At 65.5% G+C, this 17,035-nt stretch carries 17 protein-coding genes; 8 read left to right on the plus strand and 9 right to left on the minus strand.

Features of this window, described 5'->3' with window-relative positions:
* Positions 1 to 4: 4 nt before the first annotated feature.
* The 3 genes from ybeY to IFR23_RS03895 all read left to right on the plus strand — a co-directional run bounded on the left by ybeY (position 5) and on the right by IFR23_RS03895 (position 2,830).
* Positions 5 to 514: an rRNA maturation RNase YbeY gene (ybeY, locus tag IFR23_RS03885; protein WP_192974785.1), complete on the plus strand. Its 510-nt coding sequence runs from the start codon at positions 5 to 7 to the stop codon at positions 512 to 514.
* Positions 515 to 522: 8 nt separating this feature from the next.
* Positions 523 to 1,422, plus strand: coding sequence for a hemolysin family protein (locus IFR23_RS03890; protein ID WP_120299875.1), 900 nt, complete (start codon positions 523 to 525; stop codon positions 1,420 to 1,422).
* 79 nt (positions 1,423 to 1,501) lie between these two features.
* Positions 1,502 to 2,830, plus strand: coding sequence for a PQQ-dependent sugar dehydrogenase (locus tag IFR23_RS03895; RefSeq protein ID WP_192974786.1), 1,329 nt, complete (start codon positions 1,502 to 1,504; stop codon positions 2,828 to 2,830).
* Positions 2,831 to 3,032: 202 nt separating this feature from the next.
* Here the strand turns inward: IFR23_RS03895 and IFR23_RS03900 are convergent, their stop codons facing one another.
* A complete protein-coding gene (locus IFR23_RS03900) occupies positions 3,033 to 3,230 on the minus strand; it encodes a putative signal transducing protein (protein ID WP_192974787.1) in 198 nt (65 codons plus the stop codon).
* A complete protein-coding gene (locus tag IFR23_RS03905) occupies positions 3,227 to 3,787 on the minus strand; it encodes a pyridoxamine 5'-phosphate oxidase family protein (RefSeq protein ID WP_192974788.1) in 561 nt (186 codons plus the stop codon). Before IFR23_RS03905 ends, IFR23_RS03900 begins: the two co-directional genes overlap by 4 nt.
* A gap of 49 nt (positions 3,788 to 3,836) precedes the next feature.
* On the opposite strand from IFR23_RS03905, the gene IFR23_RS03910 reads away from it, so the two are divergent.
* Complete coding sequence (locus tag IFR23_RS03910) at positions 3,837 to 4,082, plus strand: type II toxin-antitoxin system CcdA family antitoxin (protein WP_192974789.1); 246 nt, start codon at positions 3,837 to 3,839, stop codon at positions 4,080 to 4,082.
* A complete protein-coding gene (locus IFR23_RS03915; protein WP_133031548.1) occupies positions 4,083 to 4,373 on the plus strand; it encodes a CcdB family protein in 291 nt (96 codons plus the stop codon).
* Here IFR23_RS03915 and tldD read toward each other — a convergent pair.
* On the minus strand, positions 4,370 to 5,797 hold the full coding sequence (gene tldD / locus IFR23_RS03920; RefSeq protein ID WP_192974790.1) for a metalloprotease TldD: 1,428 nt from the start codon (positions 5,795 to 5,797) through the stop codon (positions 4,370 to 4,372). The two genes, IFR23_RS03915 and tldD, sit on opposite strands and share 4 nt — an antisense overlap.
* A gap of 18 nt (positions 5,798 to 5,815) precedes the next feature.
* Positions 5,816 to 6,049, minus strand: a complete 234-nt coding sequence (locus IFR23_RS03925; protein ID WP_031393477.1) for a zinc-finger domain-containing protein — start codon at positions 6,047 to 6,049, stop codon at positions 5,816 to 5,818.
* A 279-nt stretch (positions 6,050 to 6,328) separates the two neighbouring features.
* Here IFR23_RS03925 and IFR23_RS03930 point away from each other — a divergent pair, with 279 nt between their 5' ends.
* The 3 genes from IFR23_RS03930 to IFR23_RS03940 all read left to right on the plus strand — a co-directional run bounded on the left by IFR23_RS03930 (position 6,329) and on the right by IFR23_RS03940 (position 10,072).
* Positions 6,329 to 7,267 (plus strand): ABC transporter ATP-binding protein, encoded by a 939-nt coding sequence (locus IFR23_RS03930; RefSeq protein ID WP_192974791.1) that lies wholly within the window; start codon positions 6,329 to 6,331, stop codon positions 7,265 to 7,267.
* The gene (gene nadB, locus IFR23_RS03935) at positions 7,264 to 8,841 is read left to right on the plus strand and encodes an L-aspartate oxidase (RefSeq protein ID WP_093398823.1); all 1,578 of its coding nucleotides are present in this window, start codon (positions 7,264 to 7,266) and stop codon (positions 8,839 to 8,841) included. The genes IFR23_RS03930 and nadB overlap by 4 nt, the downstream gene beginning before the upstream one ends.
* A 118-nt stretch (positions 8,842 to 8,959) precedes the next feature.
* Positions 8,960 to 10,072, plus strand: coding sequence for a serine hydrolase (locus IFR23_RS03940; protein ID WP_192239000.1), 1,113 nt, complete (start codon positions 8,960 to 8,962; stop codon positions 10,070 to 10,072).
* 190 nt (positions 10,073 to 10,262) lie between these two features.
* On the opposite strand, the gene IFR23_RS03945 is transcribed toward IFR23_RS03940, so the two are convergent.
* The 5 genes from IFR23_RS03945 to hflK form a co-directional block, all read right to left on the minus strand.
* Positions 10,263 to 11,507: a M20 metallopeptidase family protein gene (locus IFR23_RS03945; protein ID WP_192974792.1), complete on the minus strand. Its 1,245-nt coding sequence runs from the start codon at positions 11,505 to 11,507 to the stop codon at positions 10,263 to 10,265.
* Between the two features lie 82 nt (positions 11,508 to 11,589).
* Positions 11,590 to 13,233 carry a helicase HerA-like domain-containing protein gene (locus IFR23_RS03950; protein ID WP_192974793.1) on the minus strand — a complete coding sequence of 548 codons (1,644 nt, stop codon included), beginning with the start codon at positions 13,231 to 13,233 and terminating at the stop codon, positions 11,590 to 11,592.
* Between the two features lie 111 nt (positions 13,234 to 13,344).
* A complete protein-coding gene (locus IFR23_RS03955) occupies positions 13,345 to 14,901 on the minus strand; it encodes a Do family serine endopeptidase (RefSeq protein WP_192974794.1) in 1,557 nt (518 codons plus the stop codon).
* A 102-nt stretch (positions 14,902 to 15,003) separates the two neighbouring features.
* Complete coding sequence (gene hflC, locus IFR23_RS03960) at positions 15,004 to 15,870, minus strand: protease modulator HflC (protein ID WP_235518904.1); 867 nt, start codon at positions 15,868 to 15,870, stop codon at positions 15,004 to 15,006.
* Entirely contained in the window at positions 15,867 to 17,000 is a 1,134-nt protein-coding gene (hflK, locus tag IFR23_RS03965; protein ID WP_192974795.1) for a protease modulator HflK, read from the minus strand. The genes hflC and hflK overlap by 4 nt, the downstream gene beginning before the upstream one ends.
* Between the last annotated feature and the right edge of the window lie 35 nt (positions 17,001 to 17,035).

A 17,035-nucleotide genomic window follows, 5' to 3' on the forward strand; every position in this document is an offset into this window, starting at 1 on the left:
CTGCATGCTCGAAATCGCGCTCTCTTCCGACGCCCCCTGGCCTGAGCAGGATTGGGACGCCCTCGCTCTCCGTGCGGCAACGGCAGCGATCCAGCGGACCCCGCACGGCGAACTCCTGACCAGCGCAGCCACGGTCGAGATCTCGATCCGGCTCGCGTCGGACAACGAGGTCCATACGCTCAACAAGCAGTACCGCCAGAAGGACAAGCCGACCAACGTCCTGTCCTTCCCGATGGTCCAGCCCGATCTGCTCGCCACGGTCAGTCAAAATTCGGACGATGGCGAAGTCCTCCTCGGCGACATCATCCTCGCGCACGGCGTCTGCGTCGCGGAAGCGGCCGAGCGCGGTATCTCGATCGAAGATCATGCGATGCATCTGATGGTGCACGGCACGCTGCATCTGCTAGGCTATGACCATATCGACGACGACGAGGCCGAGGGCATGGAGCAGATCGAACGCGATGCGCTCGCCGCCTTGGGCCTCCACGACCCCTATCTGATAACAGAGGACTGACGACCACGATGGCCGATGGCCCCAATGCCGGTAACGGCGATAGTAGCGACAGTATCTGGCGCGGGCTCAAGGGCCTGATCTTCGGTGCTCAAGACGAATCCCTTCGCGACCAGCTCGAGGATGCGATCGACCGGCACGAGGGCGATCCCGCCCCCGATGCGAAGGGCGATCTCACCCCGCTCGAGCGCCAGATGGTCCGCAACCTGCTCCACTTCAGCGAGCGCGACGCGGGCGACGTCGGCGTGCCGCGCGCGGACATCATCGCGGTCGAGGAGGACACGCCGTTCGCCGACCTCGTCAAGCTGTTCGCCGAAGCCGGCCATAGCCGCCTGCCGGTGTACCGCGACAACCTCGATACGATCATCGGCATGGTTCACATCAAGGACGTCTTCAACATCCTCGCGACCGGTGCCGAGCATCCGACATCGATCGCCGGGCTGATCCGTGAGCCGCTCTACGCGCCGATGTCGCGCGGTGCGCTCGATCTGCTCGCGGACATGCGCCAGAAGCACGTCCATTTGACGATCGTGCTCGACGAATATTCGGGCACCGAAGGACTCGTAACGTTCGAGGACCTGATCGAGGAGATCGTCGGCGAGGTCGAGGACGAGCACGACGAGGCGCCACAGGTGCTGATGACGCCGATCGAAGGTGGCGCCTGGGATGCCGACGCGCGCGCCGAGCTGGAGGATGCCGCAGAACTGATCGATCCACGGCTGGCGGAGGTCGATGGCGATATCGATACGCTGGGCGGCTTGGCGGCGCTCCTGGCCGGGCATGTCCCACAGATCGGCGAATGCGTCGATCATCCGAGCGGATGGAAGCTCGAGATCATCGACGCCGACGAACGCCGCATCAACCGACTGCGCCTGCATCCGCCGGTGGTGCCGGTCGAGGACGACGACTGATACAGCCTCTGCAATGGATCGACGGGCCTTTTACCCATGATCCATTGCCCCGGCCCTGCCTCCGTTCTAACTTCCCTTCATGCGCAAACATATCCTCATCGTCCTTGGGCTGATCCTGCTCGTGATTGCCGCGGGCGTCACCTATCTCGCCTGGCCTGACACGGCGGAGCTGTCGGTCGACCAGGTCGCCGGCAAGCTGCCCAAGATCACCGATCCCCGCATCCAGACGATCCCGACCGTCAAGGTCGCCAAGGTCGTCGGCTGGCAGAACGGCGCGATGCCGACGCCTGCCGCCGGGCTGAAGGTCCAGCCGTTCGCGACCGGGCTCGACCACCCGCGCTGGATGTATCGCCTCCCCAACGGCGACGTGCTGGTCGCCGAGACGAACTCGCCCCCGCGCGAGGGCGGCGGGATCACCGGCTGGGTGATGAAGATCCTGATGGGTCGCGCCGGCGCCGGCGTGCCGTCGGCGAACCGCATAACGCTGCTTCGCGACGCGAACGGCGACGGCGTGGCGGAAACGAAGTCGGTGTTCATGACCGGTCTCAACTCGCCGTTCGGCATGACGTTGCTCGACGGTCAGCTCTATATCGGCAACACCGACGCGCTCGTCCGCGTGCCGTACACCGACGGTCAGACCAAGATCACCGCCAAGCCCGAGCTAGTCATCAAGCTCAACCCCGGCGGCAATCACTGGGCACGCAACGTCATTGCCGCGGCGGACGGTAAGACATTGTATGTCGGTGTCGGCTCCTCCTCGAACATCGCCGAGAACGGCATGGATGCCGAGAAATACCGCGCCAACATCCTGCAGGTCTGGCCGAAGGACAAGAACTGGCGGATCTACGCCGCCGGCCTGCGCAACCCCAACGGCATGGCGATCAACCCCAAGTCGGGCGGCCTATGGACCGTCGTCAACGAGCGCGACATGCTCGGCTCCGACCTCGCGCCCGATTACCTGACCCAGGTCGAGTTCGGCGATAACTTCGGCTGGCCCTGGTATTATTGGGGCGGCTATCCCGACACCCGCGTCGAGCCGAAAAACCCCGCGCTCCAGCAATATGCCAAGCGCCCCGACTATGCGCTCGGACCGCACGTCGCTGCGCTCGGCCTGACCTTCTCGGCGGACGCGAAGCTTGGCGCGAAGTTCGCCAATGGCGCCTTCGTCGGCGAGCACGGCTCGTGGAACCGCAAGCCGGTCTCGGGTTACAAGGTGGTCTACGTGCCCTTCGGCGACACCGGCTTCCCGGCGGCGAACGCAAAGCCGGTCGATGTGCTCGGCGGTTTCCTGAACAAGGACGGCGACGCGCAGGGCCGCCCGGTCGGCGTCATCACCGACAAGACCGGCGGGCTGCTGATCGCGGACGACGTCGGCAACGCGATCTGGCGAGTCAGCGCCGGGGGGTGATTTCGTTGGGGGGCATCGAAGGCCCCGCCCTCTATACAAAAGGCGTACGAACCCAACTTGTCGTCATCCCCGCGGAGGCGGGGACCCATATGCTCAAGGGTTGTCGATTAGCTCGCGAGCTTTGCCCGTATGGGTTCCCGCCTGCGCGGGAATGACAATCCGGGGGCTTAGGCGGCTTTCTGTCAGCGCCTAACGCAACTGCTCACCCCGCCAAAATCCCCCGAGCCTCGTCGAGATCCTCCTCGTCGACCATCACACGGACCGGAATCAACAACCAGCTCCCCTCCAGGATCGACATCCCGCCATCGAACGCGATCGCGGGGATGCCTTCGCTCTCGAGCCGCCCGACGATGATATGCGCCTCGTTGCGGCCGTACCGCCCCAGTTCGACCAGGCTCATGCGCCGATGCGGTCCGGCAGGACGGTGCCGAGCCGAACCGGCAAGCCGTCGATGCTTGCGATTGGCCCCGCCAATTCCTCGGTTCGTTCGGCATCGGATTGCCTGGCGTGATATTTCGACAAGGTCTGCCGCTCGCGGTCCAGCGTCATGAACGGCACGCCCCAGCCGCAACTCGTCTGCACCTCGTCGACATCGATCACGAAAATTTGCCGCGTACCCGGCAACGGCGTGAACTGCGCGTAGAGGTCAGCCCAGCCATCATCCTGCGGCAACACCGCGCGGCCCTTGCCATAGATGCGAAAGATCAGTGCCGGCTGGTCGAACGCGCAGAACATGACCGTGATGCGACCATCGGCGCCCAGATGCGCGTTCGTTTCGTTCCCCGACCCACCGACGTCGAGATACGCGACCGTCTTCGGATCGAGTACGCGAAAGCTGTCCATGCCCTTGGGACTGAGATTGATCCGCGCGCCTTCTGCGGCTGTCGCAACGAAGAATACCGGCTGCCGGGCAACGAACGCGCGATGATCGTCGGTGAGCGCGGGGAAGAAGTCCATCGTTCGGCTCCGAATTGACGCGCATCGTTGACGCGCATACTCTATGCCCATGAAACATGATCCCGTCGCAACCGGCAAGCGCAAATCGGTCAATATATCGCTTGATACCGGCATCGTAGCGGCGGCACGGGAGGCAGGGCTCAACCTCTCCCAGATCAGCGAACACGCGATCAGGCACGCAACGAAAGTCGAACAGGAGCGGCGCTGGAAGGAAGAAAATCGCGAGGCGATAGAGGGCTGGAACCACTGGTACGAAAAGAACGGCGATCCGCTCGCCCATTTGCGGTCGCTCTGAATGGCGCAGTTCGACGTCTACCGTGTTCGCGGCAACGTGCTGGTGATCGATTGCCAGTCTGATCTTCTGACTGATTTGCCGACCCGCTTCGTGGTGCCGCTTCGCCCGATCGACACCGTCGCACTCAAGAGGCTGACCCCTACCTTCGTTATCGACGGCACGGCACTGACCATGATCACGCCGCTAGCGCGCGCGATCGATGTCCGCGATATCGAAGATACCGTCACGACACTCGACGCAGCACAGTTCGAGATCAAGGCTGCACTCGATATGTTGATCTCTGGGTTTTAAGCCGCCGTCCCGCCGACCGTAAGCCCATCGACCAGCAACGTCGGCTGCCCGACACCAGCCGGCACCGACTGTCCGCCCTTGCCGCAGATCCCGATACCCTCGTCGAGCGCGAAGTCGTTGCCGATACCGCGCACCTTGGTCAGCGAACTCGGGCCATCGCCGATCAGCGTCGCGCCCTTGATCGGCGCACCGAGCTTGCCGTCCTCGATCAGATACGCCTCGGTGCAGCTGAACACGAATTTTCCGGAAACGATGTCGACCTGCCCGCCGCCGAACGCCTTGGCGAAGATGCCCCTCTTGACCCGCGACAGAAGCTCGGCGGGATCGTCGTTGCCCGCCTTCATGAACGTGTTCGTCATCCGCGGCATCGGTGCGTGTGCATAGCTTTCGCGCCGACCGTTGCCGGTCGCCTCGACGCCCATCAGCCGTGCATTGAGGCGGTCCTGCATATACCCCTTGAGGATGCCGTCCTCGATCAGCACGGTCTCGCGCGTCGGCGTGCCCTCGTCATCGATCGTCAGCGACCCGCGGCGATCCTGGAGCGAGCCGTCGTCGACCACCGTCACGCCCTCGGCCGCAACGCGCTCGCCGATCCGCCCGGAGAAGGCCGACGTACCCTTGCGATTGAAATCGCCCTCAAGCCCGTGACCGATCGCCTCGTGCAGCAGGATGCCGGGCCAGCCATTGCCGAGCAGCACGGTCATCTCGCCGGCCGGCGCCGCGATCGAGCCGAGGTTGACCAGCGCCTGCGACAACGCCTCGTCGATCGCGCGGTTGTACGTCGCCGGCTCGAACAGGTCGTTGTAGAGATAGCGGCCACCGATCCCGTAGCTCCCCGTCTCACGACGACCATTCTGCTCGGCGACGATCGACACGTTCAGGCGAACCAACGGCCGGACATCGGTCGCGACGAAGCCATCCGCGCGCACGATCTCGACCACCGACCATGTCCCCGAAAGGCTGACCGAGACCTGCGCAACCCGCGGATCGCGGGCGCGCGCGGCAGCGTCGATCGTCTGGCAAAGGTTCACCTTGTCCGCGAACGGCACCAAATCGAGCGGATCGGCAGCGGTGTAGCGGCGCTGGTTGGTGCCCTGCGGCGGACCAGCCTTCGCGGCGACACCCGGTTCGATCAGCGCCATCGTCTCGGCGGCACGTCGGATCGCGGCGGGGGTCATCTCGTTCGAATGCGCGAACGCGGTCATCTCGCCCGAGACGGCGCGCAGGCCGAAACCCGAGCTCGTATCGTAGGACGCAGTCTTCAGCCGGCCGTCGTCGAAGCCGAACGCCTCGGCCTTGCGGTACTGGAGATACAGCTCGCCGTCATCGGCCTTGCCGAGCGCCTTTGCGGTCAGCGCCTGCGCCTGTTCGGGGTCCAGGGTATCGCGGTAGAGGAACGAACGGGGGTCTGCTGCTATCGTCATCCGATAGATATAAGCGGCTTAGCGCCCTGCGCCATCCCCGTGATCGCGCAAAGTCGACTGGTCCGCGCCATCCGCAGCGCCGCCGACGAGGATGAAGCGCCGGTCGCAATAGCCGCAATCGACATAGCCGGTCTCGTCGATCTGCAACCAAACGCGCGGATGGCCGAGCGCTGCGCCGCCGGGAATGTCGGTGGCGCCATCGCAGGCGACGCGGGCGTGGGTGACGCGGGTGGTTTCGAGCGGCGGATGCATGAGGGCGCGATAGCAAGCGCGCGCGGGCCGGGCAATTGGTTCTTCCACCCGCGTCCGTTGCCCTGCGACAGAAGATGGTTCACGCGAAGGCGCAAAGGCGCGAAGATGTTGCGCTTGTCGCACAGCGACTTTTCAATCGCCTATGGCGGCGCAGTTCGTTTTGTCTGCCGATCGATCGTCTGCGCGCCGCATCCTTCGCGCCTTTGCGCCTTCGCGTGAACACATCTTCTTGCAGCATCAGGGGATGACCCGCCTTGCGGCCGCCGCTATGCCGCAGCCATGACCGAAGCTGCGATCGCAATCTCGAACCTTTGCAAGACCTACGCGCCCGTCGGCACCGCCCCGCCCAAGCGCGCGCTAGACGGCGTGACGTTCGACGTCCCCCGCGGCCAGATCTTCGGGCTGCTCGGCCCCAACGGCGCAGGCAAGTCCACGCTGATCAACATCCTCGCCGGCCTCGTCAACAAGACCGACGGCAGCGCGGCGATCTGGGGGTTCGACATCGACGAACACCCGCGCAATGCCAAGGCGTCGATCGGGATCGTCAACCAGGAGATCCTGTTCGACCCCTTCTTCTCGCCGTTCGAGACGCTGGAGATCCAGGCCGGCCTCTACGGCGTCCCCAAGGCGAAGCGCCGCACGATGGAACTGCTCCGCGCCGTGCATCTGGAGGACAAGGCGCACGCCTATGCGCGCACGCTGTCGGGCGGGATGAAGCGGCGCCTGATGGTGGCGAAAGCGATGGTCCACTCGCCCCCCGTCCTCGTCCTCGACGAGCCGACCGCTGGCGTCGACATCGAGCTACGACAGCAGCTGTGGACGTATGTCCGCAGCCTCAACCAGGCCGGCGTGACGGTGGTCCTCACCACGCATTATCTCGAGGAAGCCGAAGAACTCTGCGACCGGATCGCGATCATCAACAACGGCCGCCTGATCGCCAACGAACCGACGCGCGAACTGGTCGGCAAGGCGCAGGAAAAGATCGTCGCCGTCACCGTCGATCGCGACGTGACCGAAATCCCCGCCAACGCCTGCTTCCAGAAGATTACGCTCAAGGGCACCCGCACCCTCGAAATCACCTACAAGAAGGACCGCGTGAACGCCGGCGAAGTCCTCGCCGCGATCCAAGGCAGCGGCTTCGGCATCGTCGACGTCTCGACCAAGGAGCCCGATCTCGAGGACGTCTTCCTCAGCCTGACTCGCGCCGCCAACGCATGACGAGCGACATCCTGATCGTCGGCTCGGGCGCCGCAGGTCTTACCGCGGCGCTCAACCTCGCCGACCGCTTCAAGGTCACGGTGCTGGCGAAGGGCGCGCTCAACGAAGGCTCGACCGCCTGGGCGCAGGGCGGGATCGCCGCGGTGCTCGAACCCGGCGACACGTTCGAGAACCATGTCGAGGACACGATGGTCGCCGGCGCCGGCCTCAACGACCGCGCGATCGTCGAAATGGTCGTCGAGGGTGCCCCCGCCGCGATCGAACGCCTGACGCATCTCGGCGTCCCGTTCGAGACCGAAGGCAACGCGCTCCACCTGACTCGCGAAGGCGGCCACTCGCACCGCCGCATCGTCCATGTCGCCGACGCGACCGGCTGGGCGGTGCAGGAGGCGTTGCAGAAGGCCGCCGAGGCGCATCCGAACATCACGCTAGTGCCCGACCAGATCGCGATCGACCTCGCGACCGGCCGCCACGAGGAACGCTATTCGGGCTCGGGCAACGTCTGGGGCGTCTACGCGGTCGACCGCAAGACCGAGCGCGTCGCCCTCTACACCGCGCGGGCGACGATCCTCGCGACCGGCGGTGCGGGCAGGACGTACCTGTTCTCGACCGCCCCCCGCGGCGCGACCGGCGACGGCATCGCGATGGCATGGCGTGCCGGGGCACGCGTTTCCAACATGGAGATGATGCAGTTCCACCCGACCTGCCTATACAATCTGGAGGTCAAGAATTTCCTGATCACCGAGGCTGTCCGCGGCGAAGGCGGGCGGTTGATCAATCCGTCGACCGGCAAGCGCTTCATGACCTATTACGATCCCGCGCGGATGGAGCTCGCCCCCCGCGATATCGTCGCGCGCGCGATCGATGCCGAGATCAAGCGCTACGGGCTCGATTACGTCCATCTCGACATCAGCCACATGCCGCCTGAGTTCATCCGTCACCACTTCCCGAACATCCACGAAAAGCTGCTCGGTCTCGGCATCGACATGACGACGCAGCCGATCCCGGTCGTCCCCGCGCAACATTACACGTGCGGCGGCATCGTAATCGATGAACACGGCAAGACCGATCTGCCCGGCCTGTATGCGGCAGGCGAGTGCACCGAGTCCGGCCTGCACGGCGCCAACCGGCTCGCGTCAAATTCGCTGCTCGAATGCTTCGTGTTCGGCGAGGCAGCGGCGGACAGCATCGCCGCTGCCTGGGATAGCCTGCCCCCGCCCCCGCCGATCCGCCCGTGGGACGAAAGCCGCGTCACAGACTCCGACGAAGAGGTCGTGATCAAGCAGACCTGGACCGAAATCCGCCGCTTCATGTGGAATTACGTCGGCATCGTCCGTACCACCAAGCGGCTCGAACGCGCCAAGCACCGTATCGAACTGCTCAACGACGAGGTCGCGGAATATTATCAGCATTTCCGCGTCACGCCTGATCTGATCGAGCTGCGCAACCTGCTCCAGACCGCCGAACTGATCGTCCGATCCGCGCTGCATCGGCACGAGAGCCGGGGGCTGCATTTTACGCTCGATTATCCCGAGACGCTGCCGGAGGCGGTCGATACGGTTCTCGTTCCCTAGCATGACGGCGGCTCGGCGCATCGTCGGCGCGCTTCGTCGCAGCGACGTGCCGCCGCAGTTTCACGTGGCCGATCAACGGATAAGGATCGATGCTTCAGTGCAGGGCGTTCAATCCATCATGACATCGGCGAGTGCGTTCAAGCGTCTTCTGGCAACCGCCCTGTTCGGCACGGCGCTCGCCGGATGCGGATCGGCGTCGCGGCCGACCCCGCCCGCCGTCTCCCCGGTGCATCAGTCCGAAGGGTTCGTGTCGATCCCGGTGCCGCCGCCCCTGCCGCGTACGCCGCGCCCCGCGCCCGCCGGTCTCGTCAACGCGATCTCCGAACTGCAGAGCGGGTTCCAGGGCAAGGCTGGCATCGCGATACGCGCGGTCGACGATGGCTGGACGGTCGAGGCCGGCGGGCGGCAGTTGCTGCCGCAGCAGTCGGTCAGCAAGCTCTGGGTCGCGATGACCGTGATGGACCTGCGCGACCAGGGCAAGATCCGCCTCGACGAGCCGATCGTCGTGCGGCCGCAGGACCTGACGCTGTTCCACCAGCCGATCGCGATGCTGGTCAAGGGCGACGGCTACCGGACGACGGTCGGCGAGTTGCTGACGCGCGCGCTGACGCACAGCGACAATACCGCGAACGACCGTTTGCTCACGCGTGTCGGTGGGCCATCCGCGGTGCGGTCGATGATCGCGCGCAAACAACTCGGCGCGATCCGGTTCGGGCCGGGCGAGCGGTTGTTGCAAAGCGGCACGGCGGGGCTGGTCTGGCAGCCGTCCTACGCAGTCAATGGCGGCTTCATGACGGCGCGCAACCGGCTGTCGCCCGCGGTGCGCGAGGCTGCCCTGAACGCGTATGTCCGCAATCCGCCCGACGGTGCGGCGCCGATCGCGATCGCCGACGCGATCGCCCGGCTGGCGAAGGGCGACCTGTTGTCGGAAACCTCCACCAAGATCCTGCTCGACACGATGGGTCGCTCGGTAACCGGCCGCGCTCGCCTGCGCGCCGCACTCCCCGGCGGCTGGGAGATCGCGCACAAGACAGGCACCGGCCAAGACCTCGGCCGACGCAACGCCGGCTTCAACGACGTCGGCCTCCTCACCGCCCCCGATGGCCGTCGGTATGGAATCGCAGTGATGATCGGCGACACGATCCGGCCGATGCCCGAACGCCAGAAACTGATCCAGGCGGCTGCGGCGGCGGTGGCCAACTATGCGGGCACCACGCGCCCAAGAGGCTAATGTTCCCGTGCTGCAGTGCAGCATAAGATCGCCGAGACAGGGTACCAGTGCGCTACCCGGACGCAGCCTCGAACACCGTCTTGGTGTGACTTTATCGTAACCTTTGGGACTGCGCGGGCTGTCCAGCCGCGAGCGGCTCGCCCTAAACCGCTACGTCCAGCCGTTCCACGCAGACCACGGCCACCGCCGGTCAGTCGAACCCGTTCGCGAGGAACCGCTCCGCAACCGCACAGTGCATCGCGATCCCATGCGCCATCACGCGTTCGTCGATCGTCATCCTGGTGTTGTGGAGAGGCGGGTTGGTGCGCGGGTCGCTCCCCTCGGGCGCCGCGCCAATGAACGCCATCGCGCCGGGAAGCTTCTGGAGGACGTACGAGAAGTCCTCCGCGCCCATCATCGGCGGCATCACCTGATACGCACCCTCGCCGCCGATCGCAGTCGCGCACGCCTTCATCAGATCGGTCGCGCGCTCGTCGTTGACCGTGACCGGATAGCCCTCCTCGATCGTCGGCGTACCGACCGCGCCATGCGCGGCAGCGATGCCCTCGACCATGCGGATGAACGCCGCGCGGACCTGCCCGCGCGTCCGCTCCGACAACGTCCGCATCGTGCCGAGCATCTCGACGGTCGACGGGATGACGTTGTGCGCGGAGCCCGCGTTGAGCTTGGTGATCGACAGCACCGCGGGATCGGTGACCGCCACCTGCCGCGCGACATAGGTCTGGAGCGCGGTGACGATCTCGCAGGCGATCGGCAGCGGATCAAGGCAGTCATTTGGCATCGCGGCGTGCCCCCCGCGACCGGTGATCGTAGCACGAAGCGTGTCGGTCGACGCCATCAGCGTGCCCGCGCGGCTGACGACATGGCCCATCGGCATGTTCGGCGAAATATGCAGCGCGAAGCCCGCCTCAGGCAGGGGTGAGTCGAGCAAGCCGTCGGCGATCATGTGGCGCGCGCCGTGATGCCCCTCCTCGCCCGGCTGGAACATGAACACGACCGTGCCAGGCAGCTCATCGCGACGGGCGCACAGAGCCTTGGCGGCACCGACCAGCATCGCGGTATGTGAATCGTGCCCGCAGGCGTGCATCGCGCCGTCGATCTTCGAAGCGAACGGCAGGCCGGTTTCCTCCTGCATCGGCAGCGCATCCATGTCGCCGCGGAGCAGCACCGTGCGCCCGTTCCCGCCGGCGTTACTGCCACGACCGCCCCGCAGGATCGCAACGAAGCCGGTGGTGGACGTACCTTCCCGAATTTCGAGCGGGAGCCCGGCGAGCGCAGCCTTCACCTTGTCCGAGGTGCGCGGGCAATGGAGCCCGACCTCGGGATCGGCGTGGATCGCGCGACGCAGCGTAATCGCATCGTCGAGGCTGTCCTCGCCGATGGCGGTCCAGTCGGTCGGGGCCCAGTCGGTGGTGGATTCGAAATCGAGGGACATCTGCTATCTCCATGTGTCCCCGCAAAGGCGGGAACCCAGTCTGGCACCCGCCTTCGCGGGTGAACACGCTATTGGCGACAGTCTACCCCCGGAAGAGCCGGCCTAAAACCCCGCGCAGTACCGTACCGACCAAGCCGCCGCTCGACGACGACCGGCGGGACTTCGTGCCGAAGACCTGCTTGCCGATCTCGTTCGCCACCTGCCGCCCGATCGACGAACTCGCCGCGCGTGTCGCCGACGATGCCATCTTGGTCCAGGGCGAATTCGCCGCCTCGCGGTCGGCTTCCCGCTGCTGGCGATCCGCCTCACGTTGGTCCGCAATGCGAGCCCGCTCCGCCTCTTTCGCCGCCTTCGCATCGACCTTCGCCTGCGTGGCCGCAGCCTTCTCCGCCTCGGTCGTCGCCTTGGCCTCGGCCGCCGCGGCGCTCGCCTCCTGCGTTTTCGCGGCCAGCAATTCCTCCGCTGACTCCCGATCGACCAGCGTGTCATACTTCGCCCCGACCGCATCGGTCTCGATCATCACCTTCCGCTCGGCCGGCGTGATTGGACCGACACGCGAAGCGGGCGGCTTGATCAGCGTACGTTCAACCGGGGTCGGTGCGCCATCCGCCTGGAGCAGCGACACCAGCGCCTCACCGACCTTCAGCTCGGTAATGATCGTCGCGACGTCGACGCCGGGATTCGCGCGGAACGTCTCCGCTGCCGAGCGCACCGCGGCTTGGTCCCGCGGCGTAAACGCCCGCAACGCATGCTGGACGCGGTTGCCGAGCTGGCCCGCAACCGTGTCGGGAATATCGATTGGGTTCTGCGTGATGAAGTACACGCCGACGCCCTTCGAGCGGATCAGGCGGACGACCTGTTCGATCTTCTCCAGCAGCGCCTTCGGAGCCTCGTCGAACAGCAGATGCGCCTCGTCGAAGAAGAAGCAGAGCACCGGCTTGTCGGGATCGCCGACCTCGGGGAGATGCTCGAATAGTTCGCTCATCAGCCACAGCAGGAACGTCGCATACAGTTTCGGCGAGGCCATCAGCTTGTCCGCGGCGAGGATGTTGACGATCCCCCGCCCCTTGTCGTCGATGCCGATGAAGTCGTTCATCTCGAGCGCCGGCTCACCGAAGAAATTCTCCGCACCCTGCGTGCGCAACTGGAGCAGCGACCGCTGGATCGCGCCGATCGACTGCTTCGAGACGTTGCCGTACGTCACCGTCAGCTCATCCGCTCGCCCTGCGCACTCGGTCAGCATCGCCTGCAGATCGTCGAGGTCGATCAGCAGCAGTCCCTCCTTGTCGGCGACGTGGAAGGCGATCGTCAGCACGCCCTCCTGCACTTCGTTCAGATCCATCAGCCGCGACAGCAGTAGCGGCCCCATCTCGCTGATCGTGGTGCGGATCGGATGGCCCTGCTCGCCGAACAGGTCCCAGAACTGCACCGGATTGTCGGCATAGGCCCAGCTATCGTCGCCGATTGCTTTCGCGCGCTCGGCAAAACTCGCATGCGTCTTCGCAGTTGGCGAGCCCGCCATCGCGAGGCCCGACAGGTCGCCCTTCACGTCCGCGACGAAGCACGGCACGCCGTTCGCCGAAAAGCCCTCGATGATCCCCTGGAGCGTCACCGTCTTGCCGGTGCCGGTCGCCCCCGCGATCAAACCGTGGCGGTTGGCGCGCTTCAGTTCGAGCGTCTGCGGCTTGCTGTCCACGCTCGCGCCGATGAAGATGCCGTCGGTCATGGGTCTCGTCCTCTGTATCCGGCGCCGACCCTAACCCCGCGCGCCACAAAGAAAAAGGACCGCCACTCCGGTGAGTGACGGTCCTTTTGGATCAGTCGGGTCGATCGGGGATTACTTGATCTTGACCGGCAGGAACTGTGCCGGGGTACGTCCACGCTTGACCTGCAACAGGACCTGCGGGCGACCGGCGGCCTTGGCGACGTTGACCGCATTCTGGACGTCGACCGCAGTGCGGACAGGCGTACCGTTGACCGAGATGATGACGTCGCCGCGCTTGAGCTTGCCGAACGCATCGCTGGTCTGCGCGACCACGGCGATAACGACGCCCTGTGTGCTCGCCTCGACGCCGACCGCCTGCGCGATCGCCGGGGTCAGCGGCTGGACGCCGATGCCAAGCGCTGCGCCGGCCACCGGTGCGGCGGGCGTTGCCGAGTCATCGCCGTCGTCACCGTCGTCGGTGCCGAAGCCTTGCGCATCGCCGCCGACCACAGCCGCCAGCTTGTCCGCGCTTGGACGGGGAACCACGACCACGTTTGCCGAAGTCGGCTTGCCGTTGCGCAGGATGTCGAGACGTGCAGTCTGACCAGGCTTCACGTTGGAGACGAGGTAGGACAGCGACTGGTCGACCGTCACCGGCTGGCCGTTGACCTTGGTCACGACGTCGCCTGCGCGGACGCCGGCCTTGGCCGCCGGGCCGCCTGCGGTCACATCGTTGATCAGCTCGCCCTGGTTCTTGGGGATGCCGAGCGCCGCGGCGGTATCCTCGTTGATCGTGCCACCCGGCTGCAGCTGGACGCCGATATAGCCGCGCTCGATCGTGCCGCCCTTCATGAAGGTTGCGATGATCGGCTTGGCGACGGCAGCCGGGATAGCGAAGCCAATGCCAATGTTACCACCCGACTGGCTAAAGATCTGCGAATTCACGCCGATCACGTTGCCGTTGAGATCGAACATCGGGCCGCCCGAGTTGCCCTGGTTGATCGAGGCGTCGGTCTGGATGAAGCGGTCATACGCGCCGCCCTGACCGGTGACGCGGTTGATTGCCGAGACGATGCCCGCGGTGACGGTGCCGCCGAGACCGAACGGCTCGCCGATCGCGACGACCCAATCGCCGACACGCGCGCCGTTCGAATCGCCGAACTTCACGAACGGCAGGTTTGCCGCATCGATCTTCAGCAGCGCGAGATCGGATTCCTGATCCTTGCCGATGACCTTGGCGACATATTCCTTCTTGTCGCTGAGCGTCACGGTGATCGAATCGACCGTGGCGCCCTGCGCTCCCGGCGAGATCACGTGGTTGTTGGTGACCACATACCCGTCTGGCGAGATCAGGAAGCCCGAGCCGAGCGAAGCGCCTTCGCGCTTTACCGGCGCGCCACCCTGGCCGCCGCCGCCCATGCCGCCGAACAGGTCGCCGAACGGCGTGCCCGCGAACGGATTGGCCTGCTGCTTCTGGACGATCGTCTGCTTGGTCGAGATGTTGACTACCGCAGGCTGAAGACGCGCGACCATGTCGGCGAAGCTCATCGGCGCGCCGGGTTTCGGCGAGACCGCCTGGATCGCACCGGGTTCGTTCTGCGCGACCTGCGCGCCGCTTGGCTGGAGCGCGAGCGTCGCGGTCGCGCCGCCGAGGAGAAGAGCACTGGTAATGGCGTAGGCGTAACGCACTAGATGTTGTCCTCTCGTTTCATCAATCGAAACAGGTATCCCGTAGGGACACCGTTCTGAATGATGCTTGAATATGAACGGGCGTTCAAAGGTTCCGCAGGCTCAACGCCCGCGGCCCTCGAATTCCCGCAAATAGCTGTTGTTCGGCGAAAGAATGATCGAGGTCGATCCTTCGGGTGCCGGACCGCCGTCCGCGCCGAACGTGTGGCGATACGACTGCATCGCGCGGTAGAAGTCGTAGAAATCGGCGTCCTTGCCGAAGCTCTCGGCATAGATCTTCGCCGAATCCGCATCGGCCTGGGCGCGGACGATCTGCGCCTGCTTCTGGCCCTCGGCACGGATCGTGATCGCCTCCTGCTGGCGCGCGCTCGACATGCGCTTGAGCGCGCTTTCGAGCGGCAGGCCGACGGGGAGGTTCGCCTGCTTTATGCGGACGTCGACGATCTCAACGCCGTACTGGCTGGCGACGCGCTGAAGACCCTTCTGGATGTTGTCCATCAGTTCGGACCGCTCGGGGCTGAGCAGTTCGACGAAGCGCCGCTTGCCGAGCTCGTTACGCAGCGCCGAGCCTAAGATCGGACGAAGCTGATCGGGGATCCGGTCCTCGCTACCGACCGCATTACGCATCTTCCGCGGATCGACGATCCGGTAGCGCGCATACGCATCGACCTCGAGGCGGAGCTGGTCGGTCGACAGCACCAGCGTGTTGTCGAGTTCCAGATCCTGCACGCGCTTATCGATCCAGACGATCCGATCGACGAACGGGATACGCGCGATCAGCCCCGCGCCGGTCTGGCCGAACGGCGTGTTCGGCTGCCACGCGTTTACCGTGCGGATCGGCTGGCCGAAGCGCAGGATCACCGCCTGCTTGGTCTCGGGGACGATCGCGAAGGTCGATGCGGCGAGGATCACCAGCAACAGGGCGATGATCCCGGCGACGATCGGGTTGCGGAAGCTCACGGCGTTCACTGGGCAGCTCCAGGCTGAGCTTGAGGTGCCGCGGCGGCAGCGGCGGGCGCTGGCGTGACGACCTCGGGATTCGGCAGGCGCTTGGCGTTCGACAGCGGCAGATACGGCACCACCCCGCCCGGCGTCTCGACGATCGTCTTGTCGCTCTTGGCGAGCACTGCCTCCATCGTCTCGTAATACATGCGGCGACGCGTCACTTCCGGCGCGAGCTTGTACTGCTCGTAGACCTTGTCAAACGACGCGGCCTCACCTTGCGCGCGTGCCACAACCTGTTGTGCGTACGAGCGCGACTGGTTGAGGTTGGCGATCGCCTCTTGCTGCGAGGCGGTGACCGCGTTGAAGTCCTCGACGATCCGAGCCGGCGCGGCAGCCTGCTTGATCGCAACGCCCTGAATACGCACGCCCGACTTGTAGTCGTTGAGGATCTGCTGCGTAAGTTCGGCGACGCGCTGCTCGATCACCGTGCGCCCCGTACCGATCGCCTGGTCTAGCGTCGTCGTCGCAACTACCGCGCGCATCGCGCTCTCGGCAGCGGCACGAACAGTGTCGTTCGGCTCGGCGAGCTGGAACACGTAATCGCGTGGATCCGAAATGTCCCAACGGACCGAATACGCTAAGTCGATGATGTTCTGGTCGCCGGTCAGCGTCAGGTTCTCGCCGTCACCGACGGGGAAGTTATCGGTGCGGATCTTCTGCACGTCGACCACCGCCACGTCGGCGATCGGCGCGGGCATCGTCAGGCGAATGCCGGGATCGAGCGTGCCGGCGTATTTGCCGAAATAGGTGACGACGCCGCGTTGCTGCGGGCCGATCTGATGGACAGAGGTGAACAGGATCCAGACGACCGCAATGATCGCTACGCCGATCGCCCAGAGCGCGCGGGCGTTTGCGCCCGATGGCAAGCCGCCGAAGCCACCCGTGCCACCACCGCCGCCGCCCGATCCGCGCGCTTTACGCAGGAACTCATCGAGCGCTGTCGGCTTGGCGGCTGGCTTGCGACCACCAGGCGGTTGCGCCCAAGGGTTGCGCGGGCCGGAATTACCGTCGTCGCCCGAGCCGCCCCAGGGGCCTTTCGGTGTTTCGGTGGCGAGGATATCGGGGCGCTGGAACCAGCGCGAGAAGATCGTCATACCAACCTTTATAGGTGTGCGCTGGCGGAAAAACA

Source organism: Sphingomonas sp. CFBP 13603 (assembly GCF_014892665.1).
Lineage (GTDB): Bacteria > Pseudomonadota > Alphaproteobacteria > Sphingomonadales > Sphingomonadaceae > Sphingomonas.

Excerpts from the sequence above, each read along its gene's own strand:
- ybeY (WP_192974785.1), top strand. The coding sequence starts at position 5 with ATGCTCGAAATCGCGCTCTCTTCCGACGCCCCCTGGCCTGAGCAGGAT.
- IFR23_RS03890 (WP_120299875.1), top strand. The coding sequence starts at position 523 with ATGGCCGATGGCCCCAATGCCGGTAACGGCGATAGTAGCGACAGTATC.
- IFR23_RS03895 (WP_192974786.1), top strand. The coding sequence starts at position 1,502 with ATGCGCAAACATATCCTCATCGTCCTTGGGCTGATCCTGCTCGTGATT.
- IFR23_RS03900 (WP_192974787.1), bottom strand. The coding sequence starts at position 3,230 with ATGAGCCTGGTCGAACTGGGGCGGTACGGCCGCAACGAGGCGCATATC.
- IFR23_RS03905 (WP_192974788.1), bottom strand. The coding sequence starts at position 3,787 with ATGGACTTCTTCCCCGCGCTCACCGACGATCATCGCGCGTTCGTTGCC.
- IFR23_RS03910 (WP_192974789.1), top strand. The coding sequence starts at position 3,837 with ATGAAACATGATCCCGTCGCAACCGGCAAGCGCAAATCGGTCAATATA.
- IFR23_RS03915 (WP_133031548.1), top strand. The coding sequence starts at position 4,083 with ATGGCGCAGTTCGACGTCTACCGTGTTCGCGGCAACGTGCTGGTGATC.
- tldD (WP_192974790.1), bottom strand. The coding sequence starts at position 5,797 with ATGACGATAGCAGCAGACCCCCGTTCGTTCCTCTACCGCGATACCCTG.
- IFR23_RS03925 (WP_031393477.1), bottom strand. The coding sequence starts at position 6,049 with ATGCATCCGCCGCTCGAAACCACCCGCGTCACCCACGCCCGCGTCGCC.
- IFR23_RS03930 (WP_192974791.1), top strand. The coding sequence starts at position 6,329 with ATGACCGAAGCTGCGATCGCAATCTCGAACCTTTGCAAGACCTACGCG.
- nadB (WP_093398823.1), top strand. The coding sequence starts at position 7,264 with ATGACGAGCGACATCCTGATCGTCGGCTCGGGCGCCGCAGGTCTTACC.
- IFR23_RS03940 (WP_192239000.1), top strand. The coding sequence starts at position 8,960 with ATGACATCGGCGAGTGCGTTCAAGCGTCTTCTGGCAACCGCCCTGTTC.
- IFR23_RS03945 (WP_192974792.1), bottom strand. The coding sequence starts at position 11,507 with ATGTCCCTCGATTTCGAATCCACCACCGACTGGGCCCCGACCGACTGG.
- IFR23_RS03950 (WP_192974793.1), bottom strand. The coding sequence starts at position 13,233 with ATGACCGACGGCATCTTCATCGGCGCGAGCGTGGACAGCAAGCCGCAG.
- hflK (WP_192974795.1), bottom strand. The coding sequence starts at position 17,000 with ATGACGATCTTCTCGCGCTGGTTCCAGCGCCCCGATATCCTCGCCACC.